Origin of the sequence: Allomuricauda sp. F6463D (assembly GCF_023015965.1) — a bacterium.
In the GTDB taxonomy this organism is placed as follows: Bacteria; Bacteroidota; Bacteroidia; order Flavobacteriales; family Flavobacteriaceae; genus Flagellimonas.
In genome coordinates this window covers 628,536-652,625 of record NZ_JALKAN010000001.1, presented here as the reverse complement: position 1 = coordinate 652,625, position 24,090 = coordinate 628,536, and the positions used below count along the sequence as shown (strand labels likewise).

The window sequence follows — 24,090 nt, the reverse complement described above, 5'->3', positions numbered from 1 at the left end:
ATAATTGTAACCAGCCCCCTAAAATTCTTAACGCTCCTCTCCCCTATTGTTTTACCAAAATTCTCTTAGGCCGCTTCAGATTATGTCAACAATAAGGCTACTACACCATTATAATTAAAAGCTTTATTGAATTTTACCCTAGAATTGAATCTTAAGTCGTTTAATTCCCTTCCTCTATAAAAATAAATTGTTTCGCCGCTATAATCTTGTTTTACAAAACCATATGAACTTTCTAGTTTAGTTATAGTGCCATCAAAAACTTTCACTAACAAATCTTCAGTAACAATTCCTTGAGGTTTTTTCTTTCTTCTAACATCTAGGGGAGCCGTTTTTAAATATTCGAAATAATCCAAAAACTCCTTATCACCTAATAAATACAATGTTCTAGCATACCAGAACTGGGCATCATATCTTTTATCCATTTTAGTAAAAGATTTTCTTAAATAGTGTTTAATTTCACTATAATCTTCAGGGTTCTTTCTCATTAGTAGTTGGGCATACTTAAAATTTAAATCTTTATTACTCAAGTTTAAATTTATAGTTTCAAGTAAAACAGCTAATGCAGAATCAATATCATTATTATTAAAATAATAATTGGATAATCTGGTTGCTAAATAAGCGCTACGCTTATTTAAATCAAAAGCAGATTTTAAAGATTCAAAGGCTTGTGGAGTATTATTTAAAAGCTCATTAAAACTTGACTCAGCATCCAACAGAAAACTTTCGTTAGGATGCGACTGCATAGCCTTATTTATAGTCTTTTCAAATTCCTGAATTTTAGTTTCCAATAATTCGTTACTCTCACTTTTAAACAACTTTTCCAATTCAAAAAGATAGATTTTTAAAAGAGTATGGTAACCGTGTGATTTGTTTTTAGTTTTCCTGTTCTTAATAATATCGTTACACATTTCTTTTGCTGAAGTCAAAAGTTTTTTAGTAACCAAACTTTGAGTTGACTTTTCTGCTTTTCGAAGTAGAAATTCTGCCTTTGAATGAGCTATAAAGGGATTATCAGGATCAATCTCGTGAGCTCTTGTCAATAATAAGTTTGCTTTTTCAAAATTACCTCCACTAGAATTCATTTCAAAAATTGATTCCTGCTGTAAAAGAGATGATTGCTCTCCAACATTTTCAAAGGCTACCTCATATATACTTCTAATATTTGTTGCATCTTTAAAAGTTTCCATTAATTTTCTAGCATTGGTAAGAGCTACAAATACCTGTCTATCACTATCATAGTCAATATCTAAACTTGAAATTATCGAGATGTATTTTTGAAATCTAGCATCCTGATCTACTAATACTTGTTCAAATATCAACTCAGCGATATATTGATGTCTAGTAGTAAAAACAAAGTCATTAATTACGTAATTTCTATGGTTGTAAACTACAGATTCTAATGGCTTGAATAATTTATCTTTAAAATAAGCAAAATTAATATTATGTAATCTAGAGATATTACCAGCTCTGGCATAAGTGCCTATTCTATGAAACATAGATATTGTCAAGTATAAACTTTGTGCTTCTTCACTCGGTATGGACTTATATTCATCCATTACAATATCTGGAAATGGTTTCCCAGCGGTTGCCTCATATAATGCGACAAGTAATTCTCTGCCAGCTTTTTCAGATAAAGCTTCTTTTTGTTTTTCTATGCTTTTATCTGTCAAATAACCTAAGGACCTATATTTAGTTAAAAGTTGGACTAAGCTATCTATTTCGTTATCATTTAAATAACCTAAGGTGTAACTACGGTTTAGTAAATATGATAGTCTATCTCCCACAGAATTCCATACATTAGTTCTTTCAGCTGTTATTATTGTTATTTGAACTTTATCTTTTTTGGCCTTTGTTAAAATATATTCTATATCTTCAACCTTTTCTGTAGCATCATCTATGAAAAGGTAAATTCTTTCCTGCACTAATTGATACAACTCGGATATTCGATTATATTCTATTGACAAGTCTGATTTATAATACAGACATAACAGTTCAAAAGTTACTGATGCTTCCCAAGCTAATCGATGTAATAAAACAGTCTTTCCTGAGCCTGCATTACCCTTAATTAAATACAAATCTTGTTCTGTTATTCTTTCATTTTCCTCAATTAAAAATACTTCGGACAAAATTGAATCCGTAACTTTCCGTTGTACGTCATAATTTTTTATTATTGGGTCCCAACCCTTAAAATAACCTTTGTAGAAAGTTTTAGGGTCCGTATTTTCTTCTGCCAGATTAGCATGAACAAAAATAATATCTCTCTCTAGAAATTCCATTAATCTGGTCGTGGGCTCTTTTGTTCCAGAAATGAATTTATGCATGATAGGATGAGAATAATCCTTTTTAACTATGCCACTTAAAACTCTTTCATTCTCACTTATTTCTGATTTCAAACACTCCATAAAGTCGTTGAAAGTCAATTTTATAGAGGAAACCTTTTTTAAATCCCACAGTCGTTGTTCAGCGTCGGTTATATTTGGACCAACCATAAATGATCTTGGTCTAGCATCGCCCAACTTATTTAGCTCTTTAAGATTTAGTCTTATGTCCCAATCTGCAAAACTAAATCCAACGAATAGAATTGGATAATCATACGATGCCTCTTGCAATCGTTTGAACAATCGTGAACGATTTTCCTTATGATCTACATATTGATCAGGAGTTAAGATTAAAGGCAACTCCTTATCGCTTATATCCGTAATTGATCCGTGTAATTTGTTGTACATAAGAGAATTTGGAAAAATCATTTTATCCTTTATTCTTTCTCCATCTTTTACAAATGTCGCAAGTACTTGTTGTCTGTCTTTGATTTCAAAAGAATTCTCTACGATTAAATCATAATTTGTGGTAAAAATGGAGTGCCAGCGATATAACGGAATTCTAAGATGATGGTCACCTGGTTTAAACTCTTTAAAAATATCAGCTACAAATTTTTGGACTGTAAATAAATCAGTTTCACTAATCGCTAATTCAGATACAGATTGTAAGTCCATATTTAGATATGTATCTCCCAAGAATTTTTTTGCTATGAGATTAGATAGTTGGTTACCTGTTGGCGGCGATTCACCTCGAGGATGTTTAGCATCGAATGCAGCACCTGCACCCAAAAATAAAATAACGTTACCATCTTTTATCTGGTCAATTAAAGCCTTAGGAATTTTAGTTTCACTCATTTATTTATGGATAAATTGAATTCTTTATTTGGGTGAAAATTTGATTCACTTAGGTCTTAAATATAAGAACTTTTAACAAGAAAAAAATTACGGAATTTAGTAATTGTTTTGTGAATTAGGCAGAATAATACCATTCCACACACATTACACTCCCCTCCTATTGTCGGCTCGCATAATAAGTGTTCCATTACCTTTTCAGAGTGAGTTTTGAGAAGAAAAATTTAAAGAAAGTGTAGTACCAAATACTTTGCTTTACCCAAGCAAAGTTACATAACGCAAACATTATGTTTCAAAACAGAAACATAATTTGACGTTATATCAAATAGCGAAAAATTATAAGTAATTTCAGAGAACTCCTAGGCTATATTGTGATTCCTATCAGAGTCTACATGTAGAAAAAAGTGATTACCTACTATTGGATAATCACTTTTCTTAATTCAAAAATTGGTTGGTAAAATCTAGTTAATCCAACCTATGATCAATTAATAGGCTAAAAACTCACGAACTAGGCCTTATATTTTGATTCACGCTAAATAAATTATGGGCATCGTAGGTGCTTTTGATCCTAACCAATCTTTCATAATTGTGCTTATAACTGGCCTTAATTCTTTCTTGACCTTCTTCCATCATAAAATTGGAATATGCCCCTCCTGCTGAATACGGGTGTAGCGCTTCTTGATACCCTTTACACCAATCTGTAATCTTAGCAGCGTTTTCTGGGTTTGGGTCAACGCCGATATAAACTCCGGCATATTTGGCATCTCTATACGCCCAAGGTGTGTCTTCTGCCCCTACCCTGCTTGCCGCACCGCTTAATGGGTAGAGGTGCATTTGCGATAAGGGTGTAGGGATACTTGAACCGTACTTTAAATGTTCTGCACGTACTTCTGGCCCTAAGTCGTTAAAAAAGTCGGCCCTCCAATACCATTGCAATCCCGGTGGCAACAGTCCATCGAACATGCTTTGCAATGCTGGAAACGGCATTTCGCCTACATGGGCAAAAACCGGGTTTAAATCTAGTACCAGCTTAAACAAGGTTTCAAATTTATCCGGGTCACCAAGGTAACACCAAACAATTGCACAGAACTTTTTATTATGCAGCTGTTCTGGAAACGGAGATTCGGGTATGACCATCGTGGCGATAAACCCGTTCAAATCTTCTGGTGCATCTTGAATAAACGTATCGTACCATGCCATAATCTCTTCGACCTGTTCAATGGGCCATAGCGTAGGCCCGCCTATAATCATTTTAACAGGATGTGCTTGAAATGCAAAGGACGTTACCACACCAAAATTTCCACCACCACCACGAACGGCCCAAAATAAGTCGGTGTTATTGGTAGCGTTGACAGTGACAAAAGAACCATCTGCCAACACCATTTCAGCTTCCAATAAATTATCTATAGTGAGTCCATATTTTCGTGATAAATATCCAATACCACCCCCAAGTGTTAATCCACCAACACCTGTCGTTGAAACCATTCCCGAAGGTATAGCCAAACCATGTTCGTGCGTTACGGTATCGACTTCATTCCAAATGTTGCCACCTCCCACTTTTACGGTATTGTTCGACGTATCGACTTCAACAAACTTTATTCCTGATAAATCAATGACCAAACCATCATTGCATAGGCCCAAACCTGCACCATTATGTCCTCCGCCTCTTATGGCCACCAATACGTTGTTGTCTCTTCCAAAATTTACGGCAGCCACAACATCTTCAGCATTTTCGCACATGGCAAATACACCGGGATGTTTATCAATCATACCGTTATAAACTTTGCGGGTTTCATTATAGTCTAAATCCGTTGGAAAGATCAGCTTTCCTTTTAATTGGGAAGCAAAGGTTTTTAGGATGTTGGGAGCGATTTCTTTTACTGAATTTTTCATCTTTATAGGTTCTAAAATTAGTGTGAATCAAAATTAGTATAGAACCGTATTTTGAAAATCTACGTTTAGACCAAATAATGGCACTTTTAGACCAAATAAATTATTGGTGCAACTTTCTGTATTACATTGCCTTATTTAATTATTATGAAGATATGATGGTAAAACCCCATATTTTTTATGGAAACATTTAGAGAAATACGAAGGACTACTAAACCCTGTTTGATAGGCAATTTCAGAAATATTGCTGTTTTGTTTTTCCAATAATTCCAAGGCTTTATCCAAACGATAGTCCCTTAAAAATTGGTTAGGGGATTTACCGACCAAATTCATCATGGTTCGATACAATTTAGATTTGCTAAAGCCCATATTTCTTTCAAAGTCTGCGACACTTATTGTCGTCTGCGACCAGATTTTTTCTGTATAGGACATTAATTGCATCATAAAGTCTTCGTCGTTACTGTTCAAAACAGTAATCTCCCCTCTATTGGGCAATGCCTTATTTTGATTTTCACCTTCGTAAAGATCGTTGACTTCCGCGGTGATGGAAAAATCACCCCGAACAATATCACTTAAATAATCGGAGGTTTTTATGGTATCTTCAAAAATACCTTCCTTATCGGTAACGGGAATTCCGGAACTGATCCCAATTTTGAACGTTAAATCCGGTGTAATTACACTATGATAGATAGCTTTAATTCCTAAACCACAATGTACAGCATCGGTTACCGATGCAAAAGACAGTAAAAACGTATTCCCTTCTTTCCGTACCAAGCGTCCATTATGTTCTGAAACCAAAGTCGTAATTGAAGTTGAGTATCCCCTTAGGGCCGCTTTTAAAGTTTCCATTTCGGAACGCCTTAAAGTGGTCCGTTTTAATTTAATGATCATTAGTGTCCTGAACGCAGGGTCATTAATGATGTTGAGTTTTACATTTTTTGCTTTTTCAGGATCTTCGATACGACCTAAAAATGATTCTACAATGGTATCGTTGACTTCAATTATTCGGGTTGGGATTGCGCCATGGGAATTCTCATGTAAATCTATGAGCGCTTGTTTGTTTGGGGCATCAATTAAACAAAAGGCCGTTTTTCTTTTTTCATCACACCAATAGGTCAAGCCCCGGCAATTGTATTTGTGCTCAACATCCAGATCAGCCTGGTGCATTTCTGCAACATGTGCCGCTGTGATTCCTTCAGGAAGCTCATGTAAATCCAAAAACAATGGCATAGGGTCGGTTTTGACGGTTGCTTACGTCATTTTTGGTTTAAATGGATAGAGGGAATTGTCTAAACAAAAATGTTGTGTTTGAAAATTACGCAATTTATTTCCATTTCACACTCATTAAACGCCCCTATTCCAACGTATTGCCAAAATTTTACCGATCTCGTTGTATAACAATGCAATTTAATTTTTACCTTTGTTAACCATATGGTTAAACTATATAGTTGAAAAAATGGCTAAAAAAAAGGACGAAAATACAGAAGCTAAAATATTGGAAGCGGCAAAACAAGTATTTCAGGCTAAGGGGATGGCTGGTGCCCGTATGCAAGAAATAGCCGATAAAGCAGGTATTAACAAAGCCATGCTCCATTATTACTTTAGAAGTAAGCAGTTGTTGTTTGAAGCGGTTTTTAGTAATGCTTTTTCCTTATTGGCACCTCAATTAAATGCTGTTTTAAATGATGATTCTACCATCGAAGAGAAGATAAAAAACTTTACGGCAAATTATATTTCGTTTATAGTGGACCATCCCTATATACCCAACTTTATCATTCAAGAGCTCAATAGGAATCCGGACTTTATCCTAAAATTAAAGGACAATCCAAGCTTTCCCAATATTGAAAAATTTAAAAAACAAGTGGATGAGGAAATAGAAAATGGCAGTTTAAAACCCATCAGTGCAGAACAATTGTTCATTAACATAATGGCGTTAAATGTCTTCCCCTTTGTTGCAAAACCTTTGATCATGGCCCTTACAAACACAGATGATGAAGATTACAAACAACTTATGGAAGACCGAAAGTCCGAAGTTGCCAATTTCATCATTAATTCCATAAAAACGACTTGAAATGAAAAAGGTACTAGTCATTTTCACATTCTTGATTACCCTACCAGGTGTAGCACAGCAAAACATATCGCTAGCGGAATGTTATCGTTTGGTGACGGAAAATTATCCTTTGGTCAAACAATTTCAGCTCTTGGATGCACAAAACAAATTGGACAAAGAAGTGGTGTCAACCGCAAATCTGCCCCAAGTAAGTATGGATGCCTACGCCACCTATCAATCCGATGTCATTGAGTTTCCCTTGGCCATGTCCGGTATAGAACCGCTGAACAAAGATCAATATCGGGCCACGGTATCTGTCAACCAACTTATCTATAACGGAGGTGCCACTGATGCTTCCCTACACTTAAAATCGGCACAGCTCAAGACCAAACAGAAGCAGCTAGAAGTTAGTCTGTACCAACTGAAACAGCAAGTCAATCAATTGTATTTTTCCATCCTGTTGGCACAAGAATCAGGGTTGTTGCTCAACGCTAAAAAAGAACAAGTAAAATCCAAGCTCAAAGAAGTACAATCAGGAATAAAGTACGGAATCATACTCCCATCATCGGACAAAGTCTTAGAGGCCGAATTATTGAAGATAGACCAACAATATCAGGAATTGGAAAGCAATAAGGCAACACTTACCCATACACTTTCAAGTTTAATAAATAGGCCATTGGATAAATCCACCACATTTCAAAATCCGCTTGTCGAAATTCAATTACAACCAGATATGGTCCGTCCGGAACTGGAATTATTTCAACTTAAAAAGGAAGAGGTGGACAACACCCAAAGTTTGTTGTCAAAGCAAAATATGCCAAAATTATTTGGTTTTGCCACTGGTGGCTACGGCAATCCCGGATTGAACATGCTGGACAATTCATTTCAAACATTTTATACTGTAGGTGTAAAATTGAATTGGAACGTGTTCGACTGGAACTCCAACAAAAAACAACGTGAATCCTTGAGCATCAACAAGGAAATTATTGAAAACGAATCTGAAATCTTTAAACTAAATACCAGTATTGAGCTGAATCAGCAACAAAACGAGATCAATAAGATTGAAAGCTTTATAGAATCTGACCTAGCGATCACCAACCTTAGGAAAGAGGTGTTGAAAACAGCTGATTCGCAACTCAAGAACGGCGTGATCACATCTTCGGCATACATTACAGAACTCACGAACTTATACGAGGATGAAAACACCTTGGTCAAACATAAAATCCAATTACAGTTGGCAAAAGCAAATTACAACCTCATTAAAGGTCAATAACATGAAACAAAGCAAAAGATACAATTATATATTAGGACTGGGCATTATCGTTTTTAGTTTGTTTTCCTGTGGAAATGGTAATGGAAAGGCCGATGGATACGGAAACTTTGAAGCTACGGAGATAACCATTTCAGCCGAGAACAATGGAAAACTGATCCAGTTTGATGTTGATGAAGGAGATGTGCTCAAAAAAGGTCAATTTATTGGTCATATTGATAGCATCCCCCTAGCCTTAAAACGGGAACAACTGGAAGTTTCCAAAGCTGTAATCAATTCAAAATCCAAAGGTGTCCTATCTCAAATTGCAGTGTTGAATTCCAAATTAAAAACTGCGAACATCAACAAAACCCGTATTGAAAATTTGATAAGAGACAACGCAGGGACACAAAAACAGTTGGATGACGTCAATGGGGAAATTGATGTGATAAAAAATCAAATCAGAAGTGTGGAAATCCAGAACGCACCGGTTATCAATGAACTTAAATCCATTGATGTGCAGTTAAAGCAAGTGGATGATCAGATTCAAAAAAGTAAAATCATAAACCCGATAAACGGAACCGTTTTGACCAAATACGCAGAACCAAATGAAATCACCGCTTTTGGCAAACCCCTGTATAAAATTGCGGATTTGAACACCATGCAATTACGGGTCTATATCAGCGAAACCCAATTACCAAATATTAAGATCGGGCAAGAGGTTACCGTGAAAATTGATGATGGTGAATCGATGAAATCCTATCCGGGAACCGTTTCTTGGATTGCTTCGGATGCGGAATTCACCCCCAAAATCATTCAGACCAAGGAAGAACGCGTAGCCTTGGTATATGCCGTAAAAATCGATGTTAAAAATGATGGCAGCCTAAAAATAGGCATGCCGGCAGAAATGTGGATATCCGAAGAATAATGAGCATTACCGTATCCAACATATCAAAATCATACAAAACCGTAAAAGCATTACAGGACATCTCCTTTACTGTGAAAGAGGGTGAGCTTTTTGGTTTGATAGGACCGGACGGTGCCGGAAAAACGACCCTTTTCAGAATTTTGACAACATTGCTTATTGCGGATGAAGGCACTGCAACGGTCACCGGTTTCGAGGTGGTTTCAGAGTATAAAAAGATAAGGAACAGCGTAGGATATATGCCCGGGAAATTTTCCCTTTACCAAGATTTGACCGTTGAAGAGAACTTGGAATTTTTCGCCACCATCTTCGGTACAACGATTGAAGAAAACTACGGCCTGATCAAAGATATATATGTGCAAATAGCCCCTTTTAAAGACCGTAGGGCTGGCAAGTTATCCGGAGGAATGAAACAAAAGCTTGCCTTATGCTGTGCATTGATCCATAAACCCAAAGTATTGTTTTTGGACGAGCCAACAACTGGTGTTGACCCTGTTTCCAGAAAGGAATTTTGGGAAATGCTCAAGCGTTTACAGCAAAAGGGCATTACCATTTTAGTTTCTACACCCTATATGGATGAAGCTGCACTTTGTGATCGAATTGCGTTGATTCAAGATGGAAAAATTCTGGAGATTGATACACCAAACGCCATTGTAAAGCACTATACAAAACAGATTTACAACGTTCGTGCAAACAATGTGTACCAACTCATCACCAGTTTAAATACCTATGAACACAGCCATAGCGTGTATCCTTTTGGTGAATATGTGCACTATACCGATAAGAGAGCAGATTTTAACCCGGAAGATTTGCTTCTGTATTTGGAATCCAAAAAATTATCCGATATCGAAATCGAGAAAACCCAAACAACCATAGAGGACACCTTTATGGAATTAGCGAAATAATGAGCAACAACCACGTCATAAAAGTAGAGGGGCTGACCAAAATGTTCGGTGATTTTACCGCGGTGAACGCCATTACATTTGAAGTTAAAAAAGGCGAAATATTTGGCTTTCTGGGAGCTAACGGGGCAGGGAAAACCACGGCCATGAAAATGCTGATCGGTATTTCCACTCCAACCGCTGGAAAAGCCAATGTTGCTGGTTTTGATGTGTTTACCAATGCAGAGGACATCAAGAAAAATATTGGCTATATGAGCCAGAAATTTGCCTTGTACGACGATTTGACGGTAAAGGAAAACATTACATTTTTTGGTGGGATTTATGGTTTGTCCAGAAAAGAAATCAAGGGAAAATCTGAAATATTGATCAAAGAGCTGGAGATGGAAAAAGCAGCAAACAAACTTGTTGGTTCCCTGCCATTGGGGTGGAAACAAAAATTATCCTTTTCCGTGTCCCTGCTCCACGACCCTAAAATTGTGTTTTTGGATGAACCCACAGGAGGTGTTGACCCCATTACCCGTCGTCAATTTTGGGAAATGATCTACAAGACTGCCAACCGAGGAACAACCGTTTTTGTGACCACACATTATATGGACGAAGCAGAATATTGTGATAGGGTTTCGATTATGGTAAATGGTACAATTGAAGCTTTGGATACACCGAAAAAATTAAAGGAACGGTTTAAAACGGATACCATGAACGATGTATTTTTAAAATTGGCCAGAGGGTGAAACGATTCATAGGATTCATAAAAAAGGAATACTACCACATTTTTAGGGACAAACGCTCGTTGTTTATTCTCTTTGGAATGCCCATTGCCCAAATTATGTTGTTCGGCTTTGCAATAACCAATGAGATCAATAATGTGGATATTGCCATTTTAGATCATTCCAAAGATGCGGATACCAAAGAAATCATCAATAAAGTTTCAGCTTCAAAATATTTCAGCATCAATCAAATTATTGAAAAGGAATCCGATATCGAGGCCATCTTCAAAAAAGGAAAAGTCAAAGCTGTTCTAAATTTTGAAAAAGATTTCAGTAAAAACCTGATCAAAGAGCGCAAAGCGACCATCCAGATCATTACCGATGCTACAGATCCCAATACGGCAAACACCATCAGCAATTACGTAAATGCGATTCTTGCCCAATATCAAAAAGAACTGAACAAAGATGTTACGGTCGCATATCAAATTATACCCCGGACAAGAATGGTTTACAATCCAGAACTAAAAAGTGTGTACATGTTTGTTCCCGGGGTAATGACCATAATTTTGATGTTGGTCTCGGCCATGATGACATCCATTTCCATTACAAGGGAAAAGGAATTAGGCACCATGGAAATTCTATTGGTGTCACCTTTAAAACCCATTCAGGTTATTGTGGGCAAAGTGTTTCCTTATATTTTCCTGTCCATAATCAACGCAGTGGTCATTGTAATACTGAGCATTTTCATTTTTAAAATGCCGGTTCAAGGAAGTCTGTTTCTGTTGGCTTTGGAAAGCATATTGTTTATCATAAGTGCATTGGCTTTGGGAATTTTGATCTCTACCATTTCCGCCACCCAACAAACGGCAATGATGATTTCCTTGATGGGATTGATGCTTCCCGTTATTTTGCTCTCTGGTTTTATATTTCCTATCTCAAGTATGCCCCTGCCATTGCAACTGATCAGTAATATCATTCCGGCCAAATGGTTTATCATCATCATCAAGGGCATTATGCTCAAAGGGGTCGGCTTTCAATTTATTTGGAAAGAAACCTTGATTTTGATGGGAATGACCGTGTTTTTCATTGGATTAAGTGTGAAGAAATATAAGATCAGATTGGAATAGAAAATTAAAAAATGATTCCTGCTTTTACAGGAAGTGATATGAAAACCATTCTTTACATCGTACAAAAGGAGTTCAAGCAAATCTTTAGAAATAAAGGTATGCTCCCCATTATTTTTGTAATGCCCATACTCCAACTCGTTATTTTATCCAATGCCGCCACTTTTGAGGTAAAAAACATCAAATTTGGCTATATTGATAATGACCATACTTCCACATCCAGGGCCTTGGTGGAAAGGTTCGATGCTTCAACGTATTTTAATGTTTTAACGGATTTTCCTTCGGAAGCATTGGCCAGTGCAGCGATGCTAAACGGAGAAGTAGATGTGCTTCTACATATCCCCCCCTATTTTGAACGTGATCTACAAAAAGAAAAATACAACAATTTAGGCGTTACCATAAATGCCATTGATGGCGCAGCTGCCGGCGTTGAAAATGTGTATGTTACTCAGATTGTGCAACGTTTCAACCAAAATTTAAAAATTGATCTGTTCCAAGTTTCCGATCAAGAAATTCAGCCTATAAACATTGAAACCATTCCTTTGTTTTGGTACAATGAAACGTTAAATTATAAAACATTTATGGTTCCCGGTATATTGGTTTTATTGGTCACCATGATTACATTATTTCTATCAGGAATGAACATTGTTCGCGAAAAGGAAATTGGCACTTTGGAGCAAATAAATGTAACACCCATTAAAAAGAGGGAATTTATTATCGGGAAACTTTTTCCTTTTTGGATTCTTGGCGTGGGGTTGTTGACCGTTGGATTGGTTTTGGCAAAAGTTATATTCCATATTCCCATGGTCGGCAGTTTACCACTGATGTATTTATATACCTCAATTTATATTTTGGTGGTGTTGGGCATAGGGCTGTTTATTTCCAATTTTACGGAAACACAACAACAGGCCATGTTTATTTCATGGTTTTTTATAGTCATCTTCATTTTGATGAGTGGTTTGTTCACGCCCATAGAAAGTATGCCGAATTGGGCTCAGATCATCACGCAGTTTAATCCCATAAGATACTTTGTGGAGGTCATGCGAATGGTAATGCTCAAAGGTTCCGAGTTTATGGACATCCTTCCACAATTGTTCAAAACATTGCTTTATGCCATAATTATGAATGGTTTAGCGATTTGGAGTTATAAAAAAACCACATAATTCTTTTCCATCCCACAAATTACACTCCCCTCCTACGCTGTCGCCTAAAAAGTATTTACTCGGCTCACTCCTACTTTATTAGATCGGACCTCGTGACTCTCTTACGTCGATTTCGTTACCTTTTAGAAGAAGTTTCTAGAAGGAAAGAAAGAATACCAGGTAATCACAGAGAACCAGTTACGTTTTTCAGGTTCAGCCATGAAAATCACTCCTCCCAACCCCAAGGGGCATCGGGTGTTGCAATAGGTTTGGTAAGATCCATCGCAACTTTAAAAATGCGATCTGTACCTAGCCTTTTCAAATTGTAGGTAAAGGTACTTTCATCAATGGTTATCCACCATACATTGGTGGCTGCCCCGGGTATAATCTTTTGGGTATGCACATCTGCAGGAAAAAACTGAATTTCCGGTTTACCCTCATTACTTGCGGTACCACCATACAGGTTGACGTCATCTTCGGTGCCATCTTCATGGCGATGGTCATGCTTTAAAGTAATTATGCCTTCATTCATGGTAAGCACCCAGGTACGAGATTTATCATCGCCGACATAGAAAGGTATTTTAATTTCATCTGTATCACAGGCCCTAACATGCATAACAAGTTTTTTTCCACTAAAGGCTTCATCTCCTTCGGGCAGTACAAGACTACCTTCATAGGCTTTACCACAATGGGACTGTAAAGTATTCCAAAATTTTTCTGATGGGCTGGTTTCCTGAGAAAGTACTGGTAAGCAAATCAGTACCGCAATGAAACGGATGGTGGTTTTAAGTATCATATGTATAAAAATAAGTGTTTTTAAAGATATTGATTTAAAAAGAAACAACCAGAACACATTTTTATGGTTTGATTGAGAATGATGCACAATAGATTAGGCATAAAATAACTTAGTAAACTAATAAATATCATTTTTCAAAATACTACCATATACTAGGTTTGTAATAGTAAAGTGTTACCAATTTCAGGATGAAAAAATCTCATAAATCTGAACAATGAAATTTGTATTTACATTCATGCTTGTAATACATGCACTTATCCATTTGATGGGTTTTGTAAAAGCATTTCAATTAGCACCGATACATCAACTATCCCAAGACATTTCAAAACCAGTTGGGGTACTATGGTTGTTAACTTTTCTTCTCTTTGTATTTGGGGCAATAGTGTTTGTAATGAAAAAGGACTGGTGGTTTTTTGTGGTCATCATTGCTGTGGTACTTTCCCAAATTTTAATCATTATGTATTGGAATGATGCAAAATTTGGCACTCTTCCAAATATCATTATTCTTTTGGTCTGTATGTCAGCTTGGGGTAGTTACCAATTTAATATCATGGTTGAAAAAGAAGTAAATACCGTGTTATCCAATAGTTCAACGAACAAAACAATGATATCCAATGAACGTATGCATCATTTACCGGAAATTGTTCAAAAATGGTTGAACGCCTCAGGCGTAGTTGGAAAAGAAAAAGTGGATTTGGTAAAGTTGAAACAAGCAGGTGAAATGAGAACGCAGCCTAAGGGAAAATGGATGCCATTTACAGCAGAACAATATTTTGATGTTGAGCACCCAAGCTTTGTTTGGTCCACGGAAGTAACAGCATTTTCTTCAATAAAAATGATAGGGAGGGACAAATTTTATGATGGTACAGGTTCAATGCTCATAAAATTGGCCTCATTGATCCCAGTGGTTGATGAATCCGACAACGAACAAATCAATACGGGAACTATGCTACGCTTTTTAGGGGAGATTTGTTGGTTTCCTTCAGCGGCTTTAAACGATTACATCACTTGGGAAGCTATTGATGCGACATCGGCCAAAGCCACATTCACCCTTGATGACAAGCATGTTTCTGGAATATTTAAATTTAACAACAATGGCGATATGGTTTCTTTTGAAGCTGACCGTTTTTATGGTGGAGGAAAAAATGCTACGCTGGAAAAATGGGTTATTAACGTAACCGACTACAAGGTGTACCATGGCGTTAAAATCCCGTATAAATGTAAAGTACTGTGGAAATTACCCGATGGCGATTTTAATTGGTTAAATCTTGAAATAACTAAGACAACATATAATTGAACCAAATCGTTGGAAAACAATAAATTACTTGCGATGTTTCTCTTCAATCCATTTGGACATATACTTGGTACTTGCCATGGTTTGATGCTGTAACAACTTACCGATAAAATTTTGCGAACGGTGCGCTTCCAAAGTGTTGCTTAGTTGTTGTAATCGTTCTTTTAATTGGGCCTGCAAAACCTCTTTATTATAATAAGTATGCAGTAATTGCTCCCCTTGCAGTTGGGCGTTTTCCCAAACCGTGGGGTTCTGGTGCAGGTCAACAGCTGCTTGGGCAAAGTGATCCCAATCGTTTGTAATGGTACCGTTCCATGGTGAATTATAATGCATTCCCTCAGCACCGATGGTGGTGGTTACGCTGGGCGTTCCAGTTTTCAAGGCATCCATTAGTTTTCCCTTTATCCCTGCACCAAACTGGAGCGGTGCCAGAACTACGCGTGCGTGTTGGAGGACAGTGCTAACATCCATTGCCCATTCATCTATATAAAAACCTGTTTTAGGACTATGCATTTGGGTAACCTGCTGTGGCAAATAAGCGCCATAAATATGTAGTTCGGCCGCTGGCAGTTTTTTGCGTATCCGTGGCCAAATCTCCTGGTTTAAAATTTTAACGGCATCCACATTGGGAGCGTGTTTTCCGTTACCAATGCTCACAAAACCATTGCGTGTTCCAAAAGGCGGCCATTCCAATTTGGTTTTCCCCACCATAAAAGGTATATGGTGCAATAGTTCCGCTGGAATGTTCAGCTGTTGCTGCAAAATATCCATTTCGTAGGTCGAAATCATCAAACTTAAATCACAGCGATAGACACTTGCTGTTTCTCGAAGGGTAAAGGGATGATTTTTCCAATCTGCTATTGTAAAGGATGCGTTTTTTTTATGAGCCTCTTCCCTAGCCTTTCGTAGTGCGTGCAAGTCTTCGGTATTCAAAACTCGGAGAGCCTTGGGTGCAAATTCAGCCACGCGCCATCCAAATTGCTCTTCTACCATAAATCGGTCGAACACTACCACATCGGGAGAAAGTTCTTTAATAAAAACATCAAAACTGGCGTGATTGAGTTTAATTGGAACCTCTTCGACGCCCAAGGACTGTAAATTCAGGCTGTATTCGGTTTTACTGGCGGTGCTTGCAAACGTAACCTTATAACCAAAGGTTATAAATGTTTCCAAAAGCTGCTGCATCCGACAGCCTGCTGCCGTAGTGGTGGGCTCCGGCCAAACATAACCTACAACAAGGAGATTCTTTGACATTTTGAAAAGTACGAAGTTGGAATTGTATGGACAAGGTTAAACTTTAAAAGTAAAAACCTGGCAATCCAATAATTGAATCAACGATTGATGGTTACATCCTTGCTGCAAACATTTTGGAAATGCTGGAGCGGAGTTTACGTTCATAATCTTCTTCCAGCCATTCTTTATAATTTTTGGTATTGTTCATAATACAGTACGAATATTGCTTTACCCGATAGGCGATCTCATCTTTGAGTTCTTTTGCCAAAATACGCGCATCAAACACATCTTCACTGTTTTCAACACAAATTTGAGCGTGCTGTTCAATACTTTTTTCGAGAACCACCTTGGATTTTAACCCTTGTGCAAATACTTTTTTGTACTCAGCCTTTACATCAAAACTAACATTATCAGATTTGCTAAACTTGGCACGTAGCTTATCGGGCATTTCGTAAACAAATTCACGCTCGATTTCTTCATCATTTTTAATATTTTCCAAGTAAAAATCTGGGAAATGGAATATCTCCTGCCAATCAATAGGTGCATTCCATGATCCAAAACGGGCAATATTGTTACCCATGTCGATAACATTGAATTTTTCCTTGTTGGGCAATACCCTCGAACCCCTACCGATCATTTGAAAGTATAAAGTAAGAGAGCGTGTTGCCCTATTCAAAATAATGGTCTCCACCGTTGGCTCATCAAAACCTGTGGTCAAAATACTTACCGAAGTCAAAATTGCGTCAGGCGTATTGGCAAACCATTCCAGGATATCTTTCCGTTCCGTTGCCGTGTTCTTATTATCCAAGTGCCTTACGTTATATCCTGCCTTTTTAAAGGTTTCGTAAACATATAACGAAGTGTTGATCCCGTTATTGAAAATCAATGTTTTGGTTCCCTTCGCAATCTCTTCGTACGCTGTTACCAATTTGCCCAGCATACTGTGGGCGCTATAAAACTCATCGGACGATTTAACCGTGTAATCCCCGTTGATACCCAGTTTTAAGGTTCGAAGGCTTACATCGTAGTTGTACAGATTTGCCTTGGCCAAAAACTGTTTGTCTATAAGGGATTTTATGGACTCCCCGATGATCAAATGTTTATAGTTGTCCTTCATGGGGAGTTTAATATTGGAGCTCAACGGAGTGGCCGTAACCCCCAATATATTGGAATTCTCAAAATATTTGAAAAGTTTCCTAAAGGAATTGTAATGGGCCTCATCAATAATGACCAAGCCAATATTATTGATTTTCACCTTTTCTTCCTGTAGGCGGTTGTTCAGCGTTTCCACCATAGCCACAAAGCACATATAATCATCTTGATCATACAATTCTTTTACCTCGCTGTTGATGACCTTATTGGCAACCCCAAAGCCGTGAAGCATTTTGGAAGTTTGCTTGCTGAGCTCAATCCGATGCGTGAGCACCATTACCTTTTTGCCCGTTTGCTCAATAAACCGTCTGGTTATTTCGGAAAACACCACGGTTTTGCCTCCGCCTGTGGGCAATTGGTACAGAATGTTAGTGCCTGCGGGAAGTTTTTCCAGCTGGGTGAAGATTTTGTTCAGGTCTTCCTCCTGATAATCGTACAATGTTTTCTTCTTGATTATTTTGTTTACTTCCAATGGAAAAAGGGCGTTATGGATTCTTAAATAAAAAACCCTACAAAATTAGGGGTTTTTTGCATTTACGACCAACACTGAGAAGCTTTTCTACTAAAATAGTATCAACAATCTATAATTGGTTGATTTTTCCATGTTTCCGATATTGGCTGATAACATTTTGATAAGAATAACATTTTGCACTTGGAAAAATGGAGATTATGATGTATTATGATAGCTTGTAACACTTGTAAAACCATAAATTAGAATGAGGCAGCTAAAAATCATTAAACAGGTCACAAACCGGGAATCTAAATCACTTGACAAATACTTGCAGGATATCAGTAAAATCGATCTTATTACCGCGCAGGAGGAAGTTGAGCTAGCACAGAAGATTAGGACTGGAGACCAAGCTGCCTTGGAAAAGTTGACCAATGCGAATTTAAGGTTTGTGGTATCTGTTGCAAAGCAGTATCAAAATCAAGGTCTTAAACTACCTGATTTGATTAATGAAGGTAACGTAGGGTTGGTAAAAGCGGCCAAACGTTTTGATGAAACCCGTGGGTTTAAATTTATTTCCTATGCGGTATGGTGGATTCGCCAGTCCATTCTACAAGCGTTGGCGGAACAATCCCGTGTAGTTCGATTGCCTTTGAACAAGATTGGATCCATCAATAAAATAAAAAAGACATTTTCTTACTTGGAGCAAGCGCACGAGCGCCCACCATCTCCAGAAGAAATTGCTAAAGAATTGGACATGACGGTTTCCGAAGTGAAACAATCCTTGAAAAATACAGGCAGACACGTATCCATGGATGCTCCTTTAAAAGAAGGAGAAACCTCCAATTTATATGATGTGCTGAATGCGGGTGATTCTCCAAAACCAGATAAAGGGTTGATGCACCAATCATTGAACACTGAAATTAATAGGGCGTTGGATACATTGTCTCCACGGGAAGCCGATGTGGTGCGATTGTATTATGGAATCGGGGACCAACCTTCCATGACTTTGGAAGAAATTGGCAGTACTTTTGATTTAACAAGAGAACGGGTTCGTCAAATTCGGGAAAAAGCAATTAGAAAATTAAGGCATACCTCAAAAAGCAAAATCCTAAAGTCTTATTTGGGATAAGAATTACATATTGTTATAAATAAAAAAGGGGTATCGATTACGATACCCCTTTTTTATGGTACTTACCTAAATATTATGATTTGCTCAATAGACTAATGTCAAAGTCGGTGAGCATTTTTTTCAAATCTTGAATAAAATTCAAATAGGCTGTGTTTTCTTTTTTATGGTTTTTCATATAAACAAATTTTGGGGTGTTTGTTAATTATAAATAATCAAGTTCGGCAAGTTCGTTAATGCTCAAAATTTCGTTGAGTTCATGTAAAAATGCCAAGTATTCTTCGCCGTAGGTATCGTATAACATGATAATCTTTGGTTTGTTTCGGGGTTTTAGGTATAACGTTAATTCATCTTGAAGATTATTTTTAAATCATAAAATGTGGTGAAAACCCTCATTAGGATGGTGAAATCCTATTTTTTTTCATATTTAAAATATCCAGTTCTATTTCAAATTCAAGGCCTTTATCCACTTTGCTCGGTCTAATATTGAATTCATCATATATAAAGCAAAGGTTCATAGGCATTCTTCTTCGTTCTGTTTCGGTGAGGAGGCCCAATTTGGATTGCAACTCATTTTTAATTTCAAAAGCCTTATTACTTATTTTGGGGTTCTCATGGGATTCCAACTCGGCCAAAAAAGGAATTTCCTTCTTGTCCCCTACTTCCAACATCTCATCCAGAAGCATTAATTGGCATTCTAGACTGTTGGTGTGTTGGAACAAAGGATAAAATATACTTTGTAAATATTTTGGTAGGTCGTTGTTTGGCATGGCACTAGATTTACATTGTTCTTAACATTTCCATTTCAAAATCTATCTGCTCCTCTACACTTGGGTACTCTTTAAGAAACTGATCGTATAAAAAAGAAAGATGTTTTAAGTCGTGGTCAGTTTTACAAAGTCTGGATATTTGCTGTGTTATCTCCACAAGACCAAAGGTTTGCATCATGCGCAAGGATGGCATTATTTTTTGACAGGTTCGTTCCAGTGCATTAAAATTTTCGTTCATGAGGTTTATTTTGGCACTACCCATAAACTCCAACACATTTTGTTTGAACATACGAACCAATTCTTCCAAAAGGTCCATTTGCCCCATACAATCTTCCAGTACAGGTTTTAAATCAATACTCTGAGCGGCAAATTCAGCTTTTAAGCTTTTTTCGATAAATTCAATATCGTTGGATTTATGATCCATATGGTCATCAAAATTTTGAAGTAGATCCTCTTGAGAGGTATTAACCATCTGCTTTAATTTGTTTACAACTTCCCGTTGTTCCTCGGACAATGTTGTTTTTTCGAGAGATTTAATAAGTGCTTCTATTTTTTCTTGTTCTTGGTTATCGTAAGTTCGGATGTCGTTACTTTGGATACCCACTTTTTTGTAGATGGTTTCCAATTGCCTCATTTCAGATATTCCAAAAACCTTACTTTCCAATCCAAACTTGAACATTTCAAAGGATTTTTTGAGCTCACCAGCTTCAACAACTCCCAATTCCTCGTAAGAAAAGGAACTCAATCCTATCTCAAGTTTTTCTAAATACGTCAGCAATTCCCGTGTTCCCAATTTATTGCGGTATTATGGTTATTAATCATTCTAAAAATGTCAATTAAACCGGGGGATTACAATTTATTGTTCCGTACTATCCATATTTTGTTGTCAAAACGCGATATTTGTATGTATAAAGATTCAACCATGAAATATTTTTATTTATTCTCGAGCCTTGTGCTATTAATCTCCTGCGGAGAAAAAAAACCTGAAAAAACTGAAAAAACTGAAACCGTGCTAGAAAAAGCCCAACGTATCCATGATTCCGTGATAACGATTGATACCCACGACGATATCAATGTCAATAATTTTACGGACAGCATCAATTATACGCAAAGACTGGATACACAAATTAATCTTCCCAAAATGGAAGAAGGTGGATTGGATGTCGCTTGGTTGATTGTTTATACAGGACAAGGTGAATTGAATGCCGAAGGTTATGCCAAAGCTTCGGAAAATGCCAATTCCAAATTTGAGGCCATACACAAACTTTGTGAAGAAATTGCGCCAGATCAAATTGAATTGGCCATGTCTTCTGATGATGTAAGAAGAATTGTAGCTTCTGGAAAAAAAGTAGCCATGATCGGTGTTGAAAATGCCTACCCAATTGGTGAAGACCTTTCCAAAATTGAAGAATATCAAAAACGTGGGGCATTATACATATCCCTATCACACAATGGGCATAGCCAGTTCAGTGATTCCAATACTGGTGAAAAAGACAGTGTTTGGCTTCATAATGGCCTTAGTGAGCTTGGGAAAAAAGCCGTTGCTGAAATGAACCGCGTAGGAGTTATGATAGATATTTCGCATCCATCCAAAGAAGCTATGAAACAAATGATCGAGCTTAGCAAAGCTCCGATTATTGCGTCGCATTCTTCGGCAAGAGCGCTTTGCGATCACAGTCGTAACTTGGATGACGAACAGCTAATGTTACTAAAAGAAAACGGAGGTGTTGTTCAAACCGTTGGTTTTAGTTCCTATTTAAATACCGAAAAGCATGAGGCAAGATCTGCCTATATGAAGAACATATATAAAGAAGTAGCTGATTCACTTAACGTTGATTGGTACGAACGTTCGCAATTCTCTTCCTTGACCGAGGAACAACGGGAAGCATTCTTTGCCAATTATAAAAACGTAATGAACATAGCTGATGAAATGGCCGAAACTGACCCCAATGCACCTGCAGCCGTTAATGTATCCGACCTTGTGGACCATATTGACTACATGGTGGATTTGATTGGAATTGACCATGTAGGTATCAGCTCCGATTTTGATGGTGGCGGTGGTATTGAAGGATGGTCGGATGCCTCTGAAACCTTCAACGTAACCATGGAACTTGTAAAACGCGGCTACACCGAAAAGGAAATTGCCCAACTATGGGGTGAAAACCTATTACGAGTGTTGGACGAAGTACAAGCGGTGGCTAAAACCTTGAACTAAGCGTTTTCCTCTTTTTCCTTTTTGGCCAAACGGTCTTTAACGAATTCAATTTTTGTTTTGCCGTGAGCCTTTGGATTGCCATTTTGGTCCAGGTTAACCATTATTATATTGTCTACAGTAACAATACTTTCGCGGGTCATCTTATTTCTCACTTCACAGTTGAGCGTCATTGAGGTGACCCCGAATTTTACCACATCGATACCGATTTCAATAATATCGCCTTCTAGGGCAGTACTCATAAAATTTATTTCGGACATATATTTGGTGACAACTTTTTTGTTTTCCAGTTGAATAATGCTGTAGAGTGCAGCTTCTTCATCTACCCAAGCCAAGACCTTGCCTCCAAATAGCGTTCCATTAGCATTCAAATCTCCGGGTTTTACCCATTTTCTTGTGTGAAATCTCATAGCTATAGTGTTTTAAATAATATAGCACAAAGTTAAATCAATCCCTTTAAGGTTTTTCCTGCTGATCCCTTTAATTGATTCGAATTATGAATTTTAGATATTTAGTGGTCGGCTAATAATGAGTAAGTAATTTATAACGCCCAATATTGATACCTTGATTAATCGGTATATTTTAATCAGATAAATTTTTTGTAATGGTAATGTTGCTTTACTCCAATAAAAGCTAAAAGCTTGTTCATAACATCGTTGACAACTATTGCCATATTTAAAAGAGTGCAGTGCATCATTCTGTAATTTTATTAAAAATCACAACCATGGACTCAGAATCCGACCGTAGATTGGACATTCGTCCGACCATTTCACAGGCACATTTTAATAGTCAAATGAGTTTTAACGAGCGCTTTCAGAACCGAACGCTGAGACCAGTTATCAAACTCCAAAACGATTTGTTGGTAGAGGCATTTAAAAATTACGCCAACAAACATAAAGGTGCTTTTTACGAACTTTCCTTGGAGAAAAAATTTGAATACATTGAAAGGGCTATCCAAAAAGACATTAAGTTCAGGAATTCCCTAAAGGGAATGTTGATAGGCCAATTTACAGTGGAAGAATACCGCGACTACATCACCAATTCCTCAGCATTGAACAAAAGAATGATGAATATGGTAGTAGAACGTTTAAAAGATCAGATCCAACTTTTGGAAGCTGAAGCCTTGTTACAAGATTGACTCCCCGTTTAAATTTGTGGTAAGGATATTGCTCATCAAGTCAAAATAAGGTCGGATGGCTTTAAAGGATTTATCTACTTCGTTTAAAAATGAAGATGAAAGCACTTCCTTGTCCGTAAGATTTCTGACAAACACAAATTGTTTCTTTCGAATAAGGTCAATATCCGAGTGTTCCTTATCAAAACCTTTTGGTGCGGTTTTTAATTCATCGCCGCTCAAATCTCCCCAAATGGCTTTTAGTTCTTCTTGATTGACAACTTTTCGGAATTCCCCAGCATCCATTTCCAGTTCCTTTCTAATACGGAAAAGATCTTCTTTGTTCGGAGCCCAAAACCCTGTGGCCAAAAGTGACGCTCCAGGTTTGATGTGAATGTAGTAACCGCCCCGTATGTGTGATCCCAATCGTGAAAAAGAGCCTGCAAAATGACTTTTGTACGGCGTCTTATCTTTGGAAAAACGTACATCCCTGTATATACGGAACAGCTTCATTTTTTCAATATCATCATGTTGGTTCAAGTTCTCTTTTACCGACTCAAAAAAAGATTTAACTTCAGATTGATGGGTCTTAAAAGTTGATTTGTGTGATTCAAACCATTCCCTATTGTTATTCTTTTCAAGTAAATCGAGAAAATCGAAAACATTTTTAGAAATAGTGTTATTTGACGCCATACACGGGTAATTTGTTATTTTTAAACTAAAGTTAACTTTTTATACTGTTGTATGGTAAGGATTTCTCTAATTTTAAGACCATAATGTGCA

At 37.3% G+C, this 24,090-nt stretch carries 21 protein-coding genes; 11 read left to right on the top strand and 10 right to left on the bottom strand.

Annotated elements, in window-relative coordinates; translation table 11 throughout:
• Positions 1–80 precede the first annotated feature (80 nt).
• From MWU56_RS02775 to MWU56_RS02765, 3 genes are all read right to left on the bottom strand, one after another.
• On the bottom strand, positions 81–3,173 hold the full coding sequence (locus MWU56_RS02775) for an SIR2 family NAD-dependent protein deacylase (RefSeq protein WP_247042007.1): 3,093 nt from the start codon (positions 3,171–3,173) through the stop codon (positions 81–83).
• Positions 3,174–3,671: 498 nt separating this feature from the next.
• Entirely contained in the window at positions 3,672–5,063 is a 1,392-nt protein-coding gene (locus tag MWU56_RS02770; protein WP_247042005.1) for an FAD-binding oxidoreductase, read from the bottom strand.
• Positions 5,064–5,198: 135 nt separating this feature from the next.
• Positions 5,199–6,290, bottom strand: a complete 1,092-nt coding sequence (locus MWU56_RS02765; protein ID WP_247042003.1) for a nickel-binding protein — start codon at positions 6,288–6,290, stop codon at positions 5,199–5,201.
• 226 nt (positions 6,291–6,516) lie between these two features.
• Between MWU56_RS02765 and MWU56_RS02760 the strand changes: the two genes are divergently transcribed.
• From MWU56_RS02760 to MWU56_RS02730, 7 genes are read left to right on the top strand one after another with little or no spacing between them, the layout of a single operon-like run.
• Complete coding sequence (locus MWU56_RS02760; protein ID WP_247042001.1) at positions 6,517–7,131, top strand: TetR/AcrR family transcriptional regulator; 615 nt, start codon at positions 6,517–6,519, stop codon at positions 7,129–7,131.
• 1 nt (position 7,132) lies between these two features.
• Positions 7,133–8,383, top strand: a complete 1,251-nt coding sequence (locus MWU56_RS02755) for a TolC family protein (RefSeq protein WP_247041999.1) — start codon at positions 7,133–7,135, stop codon at positions 8,381–8,383.
• A 1-nt stretch (position 8,384) separates the two neighbouring features.
• Positions 8,385–9,287: an HlyD family secretion protein gene (locus tag MWU56_RS02750; protein ID WP_247041991.1), complete on the top strand. Its 903-nt coding sequence runs from the start codon at positions 8,385–8,387 to the stop codon at positions 9,285–9,287.
• Positions 9,287–10,189 (top strand): ABC transporter ATP-binding protein, encoded by a 903-nt coding sequence (locus MWU56_RS02745; RefSeq protein WP_247041990.1) that lies wholly within the window; start codon positions 9,287–9,289, stop codon positions 10,187–10,189. Before MWU56_RS02750 ends, MWU56_RS02745 begins: the two co-directional genes overlap by 1 nt.
• Complete coding sequence (locus MWU56_RS02740) at positions 10,189–10,917, top strand: ABC transporter ATP-binding protein (RefSeq protein WP_247041987.1); 729 nt, start codon at positions 10,189–10,191, stop codon at positions 10,915–10,917. The genes MWU56_RS02745 and MWU56_RS02740 overlap by 1 nt, the downstream gene beginning before the upstream one ends.
• Complete coding sequence (locus MWU56_RS02735; RefSeq protein WP_247041985.1) at positions 10,914–12,020, top strand: ABC transporter permease; 1,107 nt, start codon at positions 10,914–10,916, stop codon at positions 12,018–12,020. The genes MWU56_RS02740 and MWU56_RS02735 overlap by 4 nt, the downstream gene beginning before the upstream one ends.
• 38 nt (positions 12,021–12,058) lie before the next feature.
• Complete coding sequence (locus MWU56_RS02730; protein ID WP_247043689.1) at positions 12,059–13,180, top strand: ABC transporter permease; 1,122 nt, start codon at positions 12,059–12,061, stop codon at positions 13,178–13,180.
• A 205-nt stretch (positions 13,181–13,385) separates the two neighbouring features.
• Here the strand turns inward: MWU56_RS02730 and MWU56_RS02725 are convergent, their stop codons facing one another.
• Entirely contained in the window at positions 13,386–13,955 is a 570-nt protein-coding gene (locus tag MWU56_RS02725; RefSeq protein ID WP_247041983.1) for a hypothetical protein, read from the bottom strand.
• Positions 13,956–14,169: 214 nt separating this feature from the next.
• On the opposite strand from MWU56_RS02725, the gene MWU56_RS02720 reads away from it, so the two are divergent.
• Complete coding sequence (locus tag MWU56_RS02720) at positions 14,170–15,252, top strand: DUF6544 family protein (RefSeq protein WP_247041982.1); 1,083 nt, start codon at positions 14,170–14,172, stop codon at positions 15,250–15,252.
• Positions 15,253–15,276: 24 nt separating this feature from the next.
• Here the strand turns inward: MWU56_RS02720 and MWU56_RS02715 are convergent, their stop codons facing one another.
• Both MWU56_RS02715 and MWU56_RS02710 read right to left on the bottom strand, forming a co-directional pair.
• Positions 15,277–16,503 (bottom strand): glycosyltransferase, encoded by a 1,227-nt coding sequence (locus MWU56_RS02715; RefSeq protein WP_247041979.1) that lies wholly within the window; start codon positions 16,501–16,503, stop codon positions 15,277–15,279.
• A 91-nt stretch (positions 16,504–16,594) separates the two neighbouring features.
• A complete protein-coding gene (locus MWU56_RS02710; protein ID WP_247041978.1) occupies positions 16,595–18,106 on the bottom strand; it encodes a DEAD/DEAH box helicase in 1,512 nt (503 codons plus the stop codon).
• A gap of 244 nt (positions 18,107–18,350) precedes the next feature.
• Here MWU56_RS02710 and MWU56_RS02705 point away from each other — a divergent pair, with 244 nt between their 5' ends.
• A complete protein-coding gene (locus MWU56_RS02705) occupies positions 18,351–19,214 on the top strand; it encodes an RNA polymerase sigma factor RpoD/SigA (protein ID WP_108246140.1) in 864 nt (287 codons plus the stop codon).
• Positions 19,215–19,606: 392 nt separating this feature from the next.
• Here MWU56_RS02705 and MWU56_RS02700 read toward each other — a convergent pair whose 3' ends face one another.
• Together MWU56_RS02700 and MWU56_RS02695 are read right to left on the bottom strand one after the other, a co-directional pair.
• A complete protein-coding gene (locus MWU56_RS02700) occupies positions 19,607–19,981 on the bottom strand; it encodes a hypothetical protein (RefSeq protein ID WP_247041976.1) in 375 nt (124 codons plus the stop codon).
• 10 nt (positions 19,982–19,991) lie between these two features.
• Positions 19,992–20,774 (bottom strand): hypothetical protein, encoded by a 783-nt coding sequence (locus MWU56_RS02695; RefSeq protein ID WP_247041974.1) that lies wholly within the window; start codon positions 20,772–20,774, stop codon positions 19,992–19,994.
• Between the two features lie 129 nt (positions 20,775–20,903).
• Here MWU56_RS02695 and MWU56_RS02690 point away from each other — a divergent pair, with 129 nt between their 5' ends.
• On the top strand, positions 20,904–22,196 hold the full coding sequence (locus tag MWU56_RS02690) for a dipeptidase (RefSeq protein WP_247043688.1): 1,293 nt from the start codon (positions 20,904–20,906) through the stop codon (positions 22,194–22,196).
• Here the strand turns inward: MWU56_RS02690 and MWU56_RS02685 are convergent.
• The gene (locus MWU56_RS02685) at positions 22,193–22,603 is read right to left on the bottom strand and encodes an acyl-CoA thioesterase (protein ID WP_247041972.1); all 411 of its coding nucleotides are present in this window, start codon (positions 22,601–22,603) and stop codon (positions 22,193–22,195) included. The two genes, MWU56_RS02690 and MWU56_RS02685, sit on opposite strands and share 4 nt — an antisense overlap.
• A 314-nt stretch (positions 22,604–22,917) precedes the next feature.
• On the opposite strand from MWU56_RS02685, the gene MWU56_RS02680 reads away from it, so the two are divergent.
• Positions 22,918–23,331, top strand: coding sequence for a glyoxalase (locus MWU56_RS02680; RefSeq protein ID WP_247041970.1), 414 nt, complete (start codon positions 22,918–22,920; stop codon positions 23,329–23,331).
• Here MWU56_RS02680 and MWU56_RS02675 read toward each other — a convergent pair.
• Positions 23,320–24,000: a DUF2461 domain-containing protein gene (locus MWU56_RS02675; RefSeq protein ID WP_247041969.1), complete on the bottom strand. Its 681-nt coding sequence runs from the start codon at positions 23,998–24,000 to the stop codon at positions 23,320–23,322. The genes MWU56_RS02680 and MWU56_RS02675 overlap by 12 nt on opposite strands.
• Positions 24,001–24,090: the final 90 nt, after the last annotated feature.